Consider the following 12,470-nt stretch of genomic DNA (forward strand, 5'->3'; position numbering starts at 1 on the left):
CAAGAGGCCTTTGCCGAGGGTTGAGGCAGGTTTGCTCTGTTCAGGCTATCATCATGTGGCACTTAATGATATCAGCGACGGGCTTGCCAGCGAATTAAATGAAATTGCCGAAGCGAGCCGTGTTTCCATTGACATATATAAAGAGATGATTCCGGTCCATTCGGATTTACATACACTGAACACAAAATGGGAAGAGTGGGTCCTTTTCGGCGGCGAGGATTTTGAACTCGTCGGTACGATTTCTAATGATCAATGGGAACGTTTTAGTCAGGAATGCTCTGAACGTCATGTGCCGGTTTATCAAATCGGCCGCGTCACACAACAAGGGCAGGCGGACGTGTTTTATCATAATGGACAGGACCGCGTTCTTCTCGAAAAAAAAGGATATAACCATTTTAAATAAGACAGGTGACAAGTAAAGTGAAAACGTTAGAGTGGAAAACGACAGAGCCTGAAGAGACAAAAAACATTGCCAGACTGGCAGCAAAGTATGTTCTGCCCGGTGATGTCATCACATTGGAGGGCGACCTTGGAGCAGGCAAAACGACTTTTACAAAAGGATTTGCCGAAGGGCTCGGAATCAAGCGGGTTGTCAGCAGCCCGACTTTTACCATTATCAAAGAATACCGGGACGGCTCTCTTCCGCTGTTTCATATGGATGTTTACAGAATGGAAGATGAAACGGAAGATCTCGGATTAGATGAATATTTTGAGGGAGACGGCGTCTGCCTTGTGGAATGGGCGCATTTGATTGAGGAGCAGCTTCCGAAAGAGCTCCTAGAGGTGGTCATTAAGCGGCTTGGCGATGATGAACGAAAGCTGACCTTTACCCCTAAAGGCAGCCGCTACGAAAATCTTTGCGAGGAGATCAGCAAACATGACGATACTTGCGATTGATACATCCAATTTAACGCTCGGCGTGGCATTAGTTAAAGACGGAAAAGTGATAGCCGAGCATATATCCCACTTAAAGAAAAACCATTCAGTCAGAGCTATGCCGGCGATCGACGAACTCCTTAAAGAGTGTGGTTTAGAGCCGAATGACCTGACCCAAATTGCAGTTGCCAAAGGTCCGGGTTCATATACAGGCGTGCGGATCGGTGTTACGATTGCAAAAACGCTTGCATGGTCATTAAATATTCCGATTAAAACCGTTTCAAGCCTTGAAGTGCTGGCGGCAAACGGCTGTTTTTTCCAAGGCTTGATTTGTCCGTTGTTTGATGCCAGACGCGGTCAGGTTTATACGGGACTATACCAGTATAGGGACGGTAAACTGCATGGCTTGGAAGAGGACCAAAACATTCTGCTTGAGGATTGGCTTAAAAAACTGAAAGCCATGGATCAGCAAGTCCTTTTCATAGGAAGTGACACAGAGATTCATCAGGAGATGATCGAACAGATTCTCGGTGAACAAGCGGTCATTTCTGGCCCTGCCCTGCAGCTTCCACGACCTTCAGAATTGGCTTTAATCGGAGAACTTAAAGAGGCCGAGCCTGTGCACAGCGTTGTTCCAAACTATATTCGTCTGGCCGAAGCCGAGGCCGTCTGGCTTGAAAAACAAAAGTAAACGGGTGAAGCCATGAACACGCAAATGGTCATACGCGATATGAATCCAAAAGATTTGGACCAGGTTTTTGAAATTGAAAAAAGCTCTTTTTCTTCTCCGTGGAAAAAAGAATCTTTTCATCATGAGCTTTTTCACAATATGTATGCTCATTACCTCGTTCTCGAAGTTGAGGAGCAAGTTGTCGGCTACTGCGGGATTTGGATCGTCATGGATGATGCCCAGATCACCAACATTGCCGTTTCACCTGCATATCGGGGCCGCCGTTTAGGAGAAGCTCTTTTGAAAGCCGCGATGAAGCTTTGCCGGATGAAAAAGGCGGTTCAGCTTTCTTTAGAGGTAAGGGTATCGAATCATATTGCACAAAGCTTATACAAAAAGCTCGGCTTTGAGCCGGGAGGAATTCGCAAAAATTATTATACCGATAATGGGGAAGATGCATTATTAATGTGGGTGAGACTAAATGAATCATAAAAAAGATCTGTATGTATTAGGAATCGAAACAAGCTGTGATGAGACGGCCGCCGCGATTGTCAAAAACGGAACGGATATCATTTCAAATGTCGTAGCGTCGCAAATCGAAAGTCATAAACGGTTTGGCGGCGTTGTTCCCGAGATCGCATCAAGGCATCACGTGGAACAGATGACGATCGTGCTTGAGGAAGCCTTTGCACAAGCGGACATGACATTTGATGACATTGATGCCATCGCAGTAACGGAAGGACCGGGGCTTGTCGGCGCTTTATTGATCGGCGTGAATGCCGCGAAAGCGCTCAGTTTTGCCCGGGGCATACCGCTCGTAGGCATTCATCACATTGCCGGTCACATCTATGCCAACAGACTTGTTCAGGACATTCAATTTCCGGCGATTGCCCTTGTCGTCTCAGGCGGCCACACCGAACTCGTGTATATGAAAGAGCACGGCTCATTTGAAGTCATCGGAGAGACGCTCGACGATGCGGCAGGCGAAGCCTATGACAAAGTGGCGAGAACGATGGGGCTTCCTTATCCGGGAGGACCTCACATTGACAAACTTGCGCAAAAAGGCGAGGCAAATGTGCCGCTGCCGCGCGCATGGCTTGAAGAAGGCTCTTATCATTTCAGCTTCAGCGGATTGAAGTCTGCAGTCATCAACACGCTTCACAACGCTTCACAAAAAGGTGAAACGATAGCTCCGGAAGATTTGTCAGCCAGCTTTCAGGAAAGCGTCATTGATGTCCTCGTCACAAAAACGGAACGCGCTGCGAAAGCTTATGGCGTCAAACAGGTGCTGCTTGCCGGAGGAGTTGCTGCAAACAAAGGGTTGAGAGCGGCGCTTGAAAAAACGTTCAGCAGCCATCCGGAGATTGAGCTTTTGATCCCGCCGCTTTCGCTGTGTACGGACAATGCCGCGATGATTGCCGCCGCAGGTACGGTTGCTTTTGAAAAAGGAATCAGAGGAAAATATGATATGAACGGTCAGCCCGGCTTAGATCTGACGTCTTATTAAAACCTCACGCTCTGTGAGGTTTTTTTGCCCGGGAATAGTTATTAACAGGTTATTAACATATATCCACAGTCTTGTGTATAATGTTAAAAACCTTAATTTACAGACCTTTTTTACCTGTTAATAATGTGTATAAATATTATGTTTTTTGTGGATATTGTGGGTAAATCGCTTTCTTTCTTTTAAATAAAGGATTTTAATTGTGGACAAAAAAACCGCTCCGGCTTGGAGCGGTTCATCCTTTATTCATTTGCAGAGAGTGTTTCCCATTCTGTTAACAGTTGTTCAAGCTCCTCATTCAGCCGTTCATTTTCAGAGTGGATTTCCTGGACCTTCTCATGGTCTTGGAAGACGGCGGGGTCACACAGGAGCTCCTCATTTTTTTCGATCTGTTCTTCAATGTCCGTAATTCTTGTTTCGATTTCTTCAATCCTTCGCTGCCGCTGGCGTTCTTTTCTTTTCAGCTCTTTTTCTTCCTCATAGCTCTTTTTTGCGCCAGGTTTTTCGGAAGCGTTTTTCTGATGCTCTTCCGTCTGTTTTTCTAGTTCTTTCAGTTCAAGCTGCTGCGCTTTTTTTTCTGTGTAATAATCGTAGTCGCCTAAATATTCTTCTGCTTTGTCGCGGGAAAGCTCCAGTACTTTTGTCGCGATCCGGTTGATAAAATAGCGGTCATGGGACACAAATAATATCGTTCCCGGGTAATCGATCAAAGCGTTCTCCAAGACTTCCTTGCTGTCCAGGTCGAGATGGTTTGTCGGCTCATCAAGAATAAGGAAGTTCGCTTTTTGGAGCATCAGCTTGGCGAGGGCAAGCCTTGCTTTTTCGCCGCCACTTAACGCGTGTACAGGTTTTAATACGTCTTCTCCCGAAAACAGGAAGTTGCCGAGGCAGGTCCGGATATCCTTTTCATTCATTTCCGGATAATCGTCCCAAAGCTCGTCAAGCACGCGTTTTGACGACGTCAATTCAGCCTGTTCCTGGTCATAGTAGCCGATTGAGACATGGGAGCCTGTCGCGATTGTTCCCGATACCGGCTGCAGCTTTTGAATCAATGCTTTTAAAAGGGTTGACTTGCCGATTCCGTTCGGTCCGACCAGTGCAACGCTTTCCCCGCGGGTAATGCGAAAGTTCAATGAACGGAGCAGCGGGGGCTGCTCCTGATAGCTTACTGTCAAGTCTTCCACCCGCAGTACATCGTTTCCGCTTTGCCTTGTAATTTCAAAGCGGAAAGACGCCGACTTTTCATCTCCGAGCGGTTTATCCATGATCTCCATCCGTTCAAGCTGCTTTCGTCTGCTCTGCGCCCGTTTCGTCGTCGAAGCTCTGGCCAGATTCCGGTCGACGAACTCCTGCAGCTTGGCGATTTCGTCCTGCTGCTTTTCATAAAGCTTTGTTTCCTTTTCCAGCTGTTCGGCTTTTAATTGGAGATAAGAGCTGTAGTTCCCGGTATATTTTTTGCTTTGGGACCGGCTGATCTCGTAAACTTGGGTAACCACTTTGTCAAGAAAGTACCTGTCATGGGAAACGATTAAAATCGCTCCGCTGTAATTTTGCAAATATTGTTCAAGCCATGTCAGGGTATCGATATCCAAGTGGTTTGTCGGTTCGTCCAAAATGAGGAGGTCGGGTTTTGTCAAAAGCATTTTTCCGAGGGCAAGCCTTGTTTTTTGACCTCCGCTTAAGTCCTGGACGCGGACGGAGTCGTCAAATCCCGCAAAGCCGAGCCCGTGCATGACGGATCTGACCTCTGCCTCATATTGGTAGCCGCCTTTGTCCTTGAACTCCTGCTGAAGCCTGTCATACGTCTTCATCAATGATTCAAGCATGTCCGGTCCGGCCTGCGCCATCTTTTCCTCGATCGCGCGCATTTCTTTTTCCATTTTTTTTAGAAAATCAAATACCGACAGCAATTCCTCTTTGAGCGTCAGCTTGGAATCGAGGCCGGAATGCTGGTCAAGGTAGCCCATCGTCAAATCTTTCGGCTTGATGATGTCCCCCTTTTCATATGAAAGTTTTCCTGCGATAATCTTTAGAAGAGTCGATTTTCCGGCGCCGTTGCGTCCGACGATCGCAATCCGGTCCCGAGATCTGACTTCGAGTTTTATATTCGTTAAAATCGTATCGGCTCCAAACGATTTTGAAAGTTGGTTCACTTGTAAAATCATCATGATCTTTCACCTCTTGTCTGCTATTTTAAGTGTAGCCTATCACTGCGCAGTCAGCAAACAATTAAGTGAAGTCTGGAAGATTTTAGCCAAAGAAAAAGACAGAATGAAAAAAATAGTGTATGATCGTTATAAGGAGAGTTCAGAACATGAATGAGTTTACACATTTTAATGAACAAGGCAGAGCCAAGATGGTTGATATAAGCGAAAAGGAAGCTTCAGTACGCACAGCTGCGGCTGTTTCAAGCGTGTCTATGAATCGAACAGTACATGAAAAAATCAAAAACCGGGAAATCGGAAAGGGCGATGTATTGGCGGTGGCGCAAGTGGCCGGAATCATGGCCGCAAAACAGACATCCGCCATCATCCCGATGTGCCATCCGATCGCTCTGAAAGGAGTCGACATCGCCTTTCGCTGGGAGGAGAAAGAACAGAAGAGCATCCTGCATATTCAATCTAAAGTGAAGACCAAAGGGAGCACAGGTGTGGAAATGGAAGCGTTAACTTCGGCCTCCGTATGTGCGCTGACCGTATATGACATGTGCAAAGCGGCGGATAAGGGAATGGTGATAGGACCGACCTTTCTTCTCGAAAAGACAGGCGGGAAAAACGGTGACTATAAAAGGGAAAAAGCTGATGTAGACATGGAGGATTAGTTTATGAACATGGATCATTCAAAAATTCCGCAAGCGACAGCGAAACGGTTGCCATTATATTATCGTTTTTTAAAAAACCTTCATGCATCCGGAAAACAGCGTGTATCTTCCGCTGAGCTGAGCGATGCCGTCAAAGTCGATTCTGCGACCATCCGCAGGGACTTCTCGTACTTCGGCGCGCTCGGAAAAAAAGGATACGGCTACAATGTCAATTATTTGCTGTCCTTTTTCAGAAAGACGCTTGATCAGGATGAAATGACGAACGTAACGCTCATTGGCGTGGGGAATTTGGGGACAGCCTTTCTCCATTACAATTTTATCAAAAATAATAATACAAAAATCGCCATGGCGTTTGACATCAATGAGGAAAAAATCGGAACCGAGGTCGGCGGTGTTCCCGTCTATGATCTGAATAGACTTGAAGAGCATATGACGGATGATATCCCCGTCGCCATTTTGACGGTACCGGCTCAAGCCGCACAGTCGATTACAGACAGGCTGGTGGAGCTTGGCATTAAAGGCATTCTTAATTTCACGCCGGCCCGCTTGAATGTGCCGGAACACATTCGCATTCATCATATAGATTTGGCGGTTGAACTTCAGTCGCTGGTGTATTTCATGAAACATTATTCAATGCAGGAAAAGTAAAACGGAAAACGAAAAATAAATAAAGGAAAGGGGGCAGGCTTTATGCCAATCGGTCCTGGAAGCTTTATTTTAATTGTCGTGGTGGCGCTTTTGATATTCGGCCCGAAAAAACTTCCCGAGCTGGGAAGAGCGGCGGGAAACACGCTGAGGGAGTTTAAGAATGCGACAAAAGGTTTGGCTGACGACGATTCCGATAAAAAGAAAGAAGATCAGTAGGATAGGATGACATTTATGAAGGAAAGAGAAATGTCGCTGATAGAACATATCACAGAACTACGCAGACGGCTTGTGATCACTTTTTTCTTTTTTGTTTTATTTGTTGTGGCAGGCTTTTTATTGGCAAAGCCGCTGATTATCTATCTGCAGCAGACGGATGAAGCGAAGCTGCTGACGCTCAACGCGTTCAAGCTGACCGATCCTTTATTTGTGTACGTGCAGTTCGCTTTCATCATCGGCGCCGTCTTGACTTCGCCGCTTGTTTTATACCAGCTGTGGGCTTTCATTAGCCCGGGGCTGTATGAAAAGGAACGAAAAGTGACGCTCAGCTATATTCCGATATCGATTATTCTTTTTTTAGGCGGCATTGCCTTTTCTTACTTTATTTTATTTCCGTTTGTCGTGGACTTTATGACGAGAGTCTCAGATGATCTGAATGTCAACCAGGTCATCGGAATACACGAATATTTTCAGTTTCTGCTTCAGTTGACGCTTCCTTTTGGCTTATTGTTTCAGATGCCTGTGGTCATCATGTTTATCACAAGGCTCGGCCTCGTGACGCCGATGTTTTTGGCGAAAATCAGAAAATACGCATATTTTGTGTTGTTCGTCATCGCGGCCCTCATTACACCGCCTGAGCTTTTGTCGCATTTAATGGTCTCAGTGCCATTGCTCATTCTTTATGAAATCAGTATCGTGATTTCAAGAATATCCTACAGGCAGGCGCAAAAAACAATGATTCAAGAGGAAAATCAAGCGTTTTTGAACGACCATACAAAATAAGAGCCATTCTTTTTCAGAATGGCTCTTTTCCTTCACAAAAAAGGCTATTGATCTTTTCGCTTCATCTTGCCGGCCAGGGCGAACATTTTAAAGGAAATGCTGATATTATAGGCTGCGAAAAGCATCAGCAGGATCGTGTAAAAAGACCACATGCTTCCGGGCGAGGTTGCCGCCAGATATGTAAACAGCACACCCGTTAATAAATAAATCGCTCCCCAGAATTTAGGGCTTCTCATCATAGAAATCCTCCAATAATCATTTGCATTTTCTCGGCGTGTTTCAAATATTCTTCAATAGGCTCCCGGAACGTCTGCAGTAAGACGACGAGCGTATTCATGGCGACATGGGCGAAAATAGGCACGATAATCCGGTTGGTTCTGACATATAAAAAGGCGAATGTGAATCCCATTGCTGTATAAATGAGCAGATGGCTGAAATCCAAATGGACGACCGAGAAGAGCACCGAACTGAACAAAGCGGCAATGAAAAAATTCGTTTTCTCATAGATTGCACCGAAAATGATCTTTCTGAAAATGATTTCTTCAAGAATCGGACCAAATACAGAAGAGACAAACACCATCAGCGGCAATGCGGTGATGATTTCCATGATCCGCTGCGTATTTTCCGATTCCGGGGTGACCCCGAACAAGTACATTTCGATCGAAGCGGCAATTGACTGCGAAAACAAAGCGAGAAAAACACCGGCTACCGCCCATCCGATTGATGCTCCAACCGATGCTTTCGGCCGGTTGCGAAGCGTCGTCTTCGGCACCGTCCGCAAAATCAGCAGCACGATAACGAGACAGAGGGTAAACGCGATGACAGACCAGACGCCTGTCAATGTAAGCTGGGCTTCAGCCTTTGGCTGTCCTTTGCCCACTCCCAAAAAGTAAAGAAGAGGCAAGCCGACAGCGGCCGACAATTGCATGAGAACGTATGCCAATATAATAAACCAGTATTGTTTTCTCAAGCTTTATGTACTCCTTTTCTAAAAATCTAATTCAGACTATGTTTATTGTAACACACTCTTTTTAAATTATAGGATGATAAGGACATGCGGAGAAATGTAAGCGCAAAAAAATTTGACCTTATCACTTGAAATTGCCTGGGAGATTCTTTATTATAAGAATTGTGTTAGCACTCACCGAGTGCGAGTGCTAAAATTACATATGAAAATATTGAGGAGGTTGTTTCATTGTTAAAGCCATTAGGTGATCGCGTTGTCATTGAGCTCGTTGAGTCTGAAGAAAAAACTGCCAGCGGAATCGTACTTCCTGACTCCGCAAAAGAAAAACCACAAGAGGGTAAAGTGGTTGCAGCCGGTTCAGGCCGTGTGTTAGAGAGCGGAGAGCGCGTTGCATTAGAAGTGAAAACAGGCGACCGCATCATCTTCTCAAAATATGCAGGTACCGAAGTGAAATATGAAGGTACTGACTACTTAATCTTGCGTGAAAGCGACATTTTAGCTGTTATCGGCTAAGTCATAAATAAAAACGAGACAATTATATAGGAGGTTCGAATAACATGGCAAAAGATATTAAGTTTAGCGAAGAAGCCCGCCGTTCAATGCTGCGCGGTGTAGATGCATTGGCGGATGCTGTAAAGGTAACTTTGGGACCTAAAGGACGCAACGTCGTTCTTGAGAAAAAATTCGGTTCTCCATTAATCACAAACGACGGTGTTACCATCGCGAAAGAAATCGAACTTGAAGACGCGTTCGAAAACATGGGCGCAAAGCTTGTTGCTGAAGTTGCGAGCAAAACAAACGATGTTGCCGGTGACGGTACAACAACAGCGACAGTTCTAGCTCAAGCGATGATTCGCGAAGGTCTTAAAAACGTAACTGCCGGCGCTAACCCTGTAGGCGTGCGCAAAGGTATCGAGCAGGCTGTGGCTGTAGCGGTTGAAAGCCTGAAAGAAATCTCCAAACCAATCGAAGGCAAAGAATCAATCGCACAAGTTGCTTCAATCTCCGCTGCTGACGAAGAAGTCGGAAGCCTGATCGCTGAAGCGATGGAGCGCGTCGGCAACGACGGTGTCATCACGATCGAAGAATCAAAAGGATTCACAACAGAGCTTGAAGTGGTTGAAGGTATGCAGTTTGACCGCGGATATGCGTCTCCTTACATGGTGACAGATTCCGATAAGATGGAAGCGGTTCTTGAGAACCCGTACATCTTAGTAACAGACAAAAAAATCACAAACATTCAAGAAATCCTGCCGGTGCTTGAGCAAGTTGTTCAGCAAGGCAAACCGTTGCTTCTGATTGCTGAAGACGTTGAAGGTGAAGCTCTTGCAACATTGGTTGTCAACAAGCTTCGCGGAACATTCAACGCAGTGGCTGTTAAAGCGCCTGGATTCGGAGACCGCCGCAAAGCGATGCTCGAAGACATCTCTATCCTGACAGGTGCCGAAGTGATCACAGAAGATTTAGGTCTTGACCTTAAATCAACTCAAATCAACCAATTGGGACGCGCTTCTAAAGTTGTTGTGACAAAAGAAAACACAACAATCGTTGAAGGTGCGGGAGATACAGAGCAAATCGCGGCACGCGTCAACCAAATCCGCGCTCAAGTTGAAGAAACAACTTCTGAGTTCGATAAAGAAAAATTACAAGAGCGCCTAGCTAAGCTTGCAGGCGGCGTAGCTGTCATCAAAGTCGGCGCTGCGACTGAAACAGAATTGAAAGAACGCAAGCTTCGCATCGAAGACGCCCTGAACTCTACTCGCGCTGCGGTAGAAGAAGGAATCGTATCCGGCGGTGGTACAGCTCTTGTCAATGTTTACAATAAAGTAGCTGCCCTTGAAGCTGAAGGCGACGAACTGACTGGTATCAACATCGTTCTTCGCGCTCTTGAAGAACCAATCCGTCAAATCGCGCACAATGCGGGTCTTGAAGGATCTGTCATCGTTGAGCGCCTGAAAGGCGAAGCTATTGGTGTAGGCTACAACGCTGCAACAGGCGAATGGGTGAACATGATCGACAAAGGTATCGTTGACCCTACAAAAGTAACACGCTCAGCTCTGCAAAACGCAGCATCTGTAGCGGCTATGTTCCTGACAACTGAAGCAGTTGTTGCCGACAAGCCTGAAGAAAACAAAGGCGGCGCAGGAATGCCTGACATGGGCGGCATGGGCGGTATGGGTGGAATGATGTAAGCCCAGCGTCCAAAACGCTGATATATCAAGGAAAAGAGGCTCTTTTGAGAGCCTCTTTTTATTTTAACTTGCGATGACATATAATTACTACTTTAATCCATTGTGGTATAATTGGAACCTGGATTTTTAACAGAAAGGTTAAACAATTATGTCGCACAACAAACTAATGTTTTTGCTTTTATCATTTTCATCTATTATACACCTGCTCGGTACAATTTCTGACCCTGCGTCCAGCTGGAAGTCCTGGTTGGTGAACATTGCTTTCATTTTATTGGCCCTTCTATTTTTAAATCTCACTTTAAAAGAAAATCAACAGAACAAGTAATTGTATGCCCTTCTCAAAGAGAAGGGCATATACTTTATATTACTAGAAGAATGAACTCTGGTAAGAGTAGCCTTAATAAATGTCCCTCTAATTCTGCATCTGATATTGGGGCAAATGTGCAAATGGCATTAAAATCGCAAGACCATGGGGGTTTTAAAAATGGTCAAAAAAATTGTGAATCGATTGAATTCATTTTCCCTGCTGGGGACAATCTTTTTTATCGGCAGTTATTTGACGTACAAATTAATTTAATGGCATAGAGCTAGTTGGGTTCCTGTACTCAGGCATCACTTTTTTGATAATCCTGATAGCCACCACCATAATGTTAGTCAGGCTAAAAAGAAAAGGAATCAATGAAAATAAACAGGCTTAATACATGCTTTTTCTTATTTTAGCTTCTCTCCATTAGTGTACCTTTTCAATCCGAAAATATAGATCATCATGAAAGCATCACACGTCCAGTACATCAAATGTCATCTCCTGTTCATACTAATAGCGGGAGGTACATCGACTTATGCTGAAAATTTGGATGACTGGACTTTTACTATTAGCGCAGCCCGCGGGGCTTTCTGACAGCTTAACGATCACCCAGCAAGGGAAGAAAGTGGCCGTTGTGAACCGCGAAGATTTTACAATGCCGCTTCCCGGGACACCGTTGATTGATGATAAAAAATACGCCGAGTTCGTTGACAGGCTTGAGCGGAAAGTACACAAGGATCCCGTCAACGCCGTGATCAATGATCAGGGAAGGATCGTTCCCGGCAAGGTTGGCTACAGCCTTTCCAGGAAGGGGGTTAGAGAGCAGTTTTATGCGTATTTTTATGGGGATGGTCCGTCCACGATAGAAGTGCCTGAATTGAACATTTACCCGAAAGTGGACAGCGAACTGCTTTCCCATATCCGGACACAGCGGATCGGTCAGTATGTGACGTATTTTAATTCCGGGAATAAAAGCAGGACGCACAACATTTCACTCGCAGCAAAAGCGATCGACAATCATGTTGTGTTTCCTAATGAGACGTTTTCATTTAACAAAGTTGTCGGTATGAGGACGCCGGACAAGGGGTATATGAAGGCTCCGGTGATCGTGAGAGGCGAATTGTCTGAAGGGGTTGGCGGAGGCATTTGCCAGGTTTCGTCAACATTGTTTAATGCGGTTGACCGGGCAGGACTGGAGATCGTCCAGCGCTATTCCCACAGCCGGCGTGTCCCTTATGTTCCGCCGGGGCGCGACGCGACGGTCAGCTGGGGCGGACCTGATTTGCGCTTTCAAAATAAATATAACCAGCCGGTATTGATCAGGGCGAAACGGCATGGAGGAACGATGATTGTTACACTTTATTCTTCTGATGTGGTCAATCATCAGCTGCGGAAAGTTCCGAAGGCTCCTTCTGAAATCCCAAAAGAAGAGCATCAGGGCGGGGATCACTGAAGGCGAATGTTCATCTGGGCTGCACTTGTTCACACA

General features: G+C 45.7%; 15 protein-coding genes (1 of these 15 running past the window's edge). 12 read left to right on the plus strand and 3 right to left on the minus strand.

The genetic code is table 11. The features are described from left to right. The 5 genes in view from thiL to tsaD are tightly spaced (at most 17 nt apart) and all read left to right on the plus strand, a layout consistent with a single transcriptional unit that may run on beyond the window. Positions 1–403, plus strand: partial view of a thiamine-phosphate kinase gene (gene thiL / locus MKZ04_RS20230; protein ID WP_023855530.1) — the 3' end only. Its footprint begins 572 nt before the window's first position; the window shows 403 of its 975 coding nt (coding positions 573–975); its start codon lies off the left edge, out of view; the stop codon is at positions 401–403. Between the two features lie 17 nt (positions 404–420). Next, entirely contained in the window at positions 421–897 is a 477-nt protein-coding gene (tsaE, locus tag MKZ04_RS20235) for a tRNA (adenosine(37)-N6)-threonylcarbamoyltransferase complex ATPase subunit type 1 TsaE (protein ID WP_043054090.1), read from the plus strand. Then, entirely contained in the window at positions 878–1,567 is a 690-nt protein-coding gene (gene tsaB / locus MKZ04_RS20240) for a tRNA (adenosine(37)-N6)-threonylcarbamoyltransferase complex dimerization subunit type 1 TsaB (protein WP_341046873.1), read from the plus strand. The genes tsaE and tsaB overlap by 20 nt, the downstream gene beginning before the upstream one ends. A gap of 12 nt (positions 1,568–1,579) precedes the next feature. Beyond that, on the plus strand, positions 1,580–2,038 hold the full coding sequence (rimI, locus tag MKZ04_RS20245; RefSeq protein WP_023855532.1) for a ribosomal protein S18-alanine N-acetyltransferase: 459 nt from the start codon (positions 1,580–1,582) through the stop codon (positions 2,036–2,038). Next, positions 2,028–3,053, plus strand: a complete 1,026-nt coding sequence (gene tsaD / locus MKZ04_RS20250) for a tRNA (adenosine(37)-N6)-threonylcarbamoyltransferase complex transferase subunit TsaD (protein ID WP_026578976.1) — start codon at positions 2,028–2,030, stop codon at positions 3,051–3,053. Before rimI ends, tsaD begins: the two co-directional genes overlap by 11 nt. A 239-nt stretch (positions 3,054–3,292) precedes the next feature. On the opposite strand, the gene MKZ04_RS20255 is transcribed toward tsaD, so the two are convergent. Continuing rightward, positions 3,293–5,218 (minus strand): ABC-F family ATP-binding cassette domain-containing protein, encoded by a 1,926-nt coding sequence (locus MKZ04_RS20255; RefSeq protein WP_341046877.1) that lies wholly within the window; start codon positions 5,216–5,218, stop codon positions 3,293–3,295. A 146-nt stretch (positions 5,219–5,364) separates the two neighbouring features. Here MKZ04_RS20255 and moaC point away from each other — a divergent pair, with 146 nt between their 5' ends. From moaC to tatC, 4 genes are read left to right on the plus strand one after another with little or no spacing between them, the layout of a single operon-like run. Continuing rightward, positions 5,365–5,871: a cyclic pyranopterin monophosphate synthase MoaC gene (gene moaC, locus MKZ04_RS20260; protein ID WP_026578974.1), complete on the plus strand. Its 507-nt coding sequence runs from the start codon at positions 5,365–5,367 to the stop codon at positions 5,869–5,871. Between the two features lie 3 nt (positions 5,872–5,874). Continuing rightward, positions 5,875–6,519: a redox-sensing transcriptional repressor Rex gene (locus MKZ04_RS20265; RefSeq protein WP_020450329.1), complete on the plus strand. Its 645-nt coding sequence runs from the start codon at positions 5,875–5,877 to the stop codon at positions 6,517–6,519. 42 nt (positions 6,520–6,561) lie between these two features. Continuing rightward, complete coding sequence (locus MKZ04_RS20270) at positions 6,562–6,735, plus strand: twin-arginine translocase TatA/TatE family subunit (protein ID WP_020450330.1); 174 nt, start codon at positions 6,562–6,564, stop codon at positions 6,733–6,735. A 6-nt stretch (positions 6,736–6,741) separates the two neighbouring features. After that, positions 6,742–7,518, plus strand: coding sequence for a twin-arginine translocase subunit TatC (tatC, locus tag MKZ04_RS20275; RefSeq protein WP_095293002.1), 777 nt, complete (start codon positions 6,742–6,744; stop codon positions 7,516–7,518). Positions 7,519–7,562: 44 nt separating this feature from the next. Here tatC and MKZ04_RS20280 read toward each other — a convergent pair whose 3' ends face one another. Both MKZ04_RS20280 and MKZ04_RS20285 read right to left on the minus strand, forming a co-directional pair. Then, complete coding sequence (locus MKZ04_RS20280) at positions 7,563–7,754, minus strand: YdiK family protein (protein ID WP_023855536.1); 192 nt, start codon at positions 7,752–7,754, stop codon at positions 7,563–7,565. Next, entirely contained in the window at positions 7,754–8,488 is a 735-nt protein-coding gene (locus MKZ04_RS20285; RefSeq protein WP_026578972.1) for a CPBP family intramembrane glutamic endopeptidase, read from the minus strand. Before MKZ04_RS20285 ends, MKZ04_RS20280 begins: the two co-directional genes overlap by 1 nt. 225 nt (positions 8,489–8,713) lie before the next feature. On the opposite strand from MKZ04_RS20285, the gene groES reads away from it, so the two are divergent. The 3 genes from groES to MKZ04_RS20300 all read left to right on the plus strand — a co-directional run bounded on the left by groES (position 8,714) and on the right by MKZ04_RS20300 (position 12,434). After that, a complete protein-coding gene (groES, locus tag MKZ04_RS20290; protein ID WP_003179248.1) occupies positions 8,714–8,998 on the plus strand; it encodes a co-chaperone GroES in 285 nt (94 codons plus the stop codon). Between the two features lie 44 nt (positions 8,999–9,042). Then, positions 9,043–10,677 (plus strand): chaperonin GroEL, encoded by a 1,635-nt coding sequence (gene groL / locus MKZ04_RS20295; protein WP_020450334.1) that lies wholly within the window; start codon positions 9,043–9,045, stop codon positions 10,675–10,677. A gap of 839 nt (positions 10,678–11,516) precedes the next feature. Then, the gene (locus tag MKZ04_RS20300) at positions 11,517–12,434 is read left to right on the plus strand and encodes a VanW family protein (RefSeq protein ID WP_341046881.1); all 918 of its coding nucleotides are present in this window, start codon (positions 11,517–11,519) and stop codon (positions 12,432–12,434) included. Positions 12,435–12,470 lie beyond the last annotated feature (36 nt).

This window comes from Bacillus sp. FSL W7-1354 (assembly GCF_038002405.1).
In the GTDB taxonomy this organism is placed as follows: domain Bacteria; phylum Bacillota; class Bacilli; order Bacillales; family Bacillaceae; genus Bacillus; species Bacillus paralicheniformis.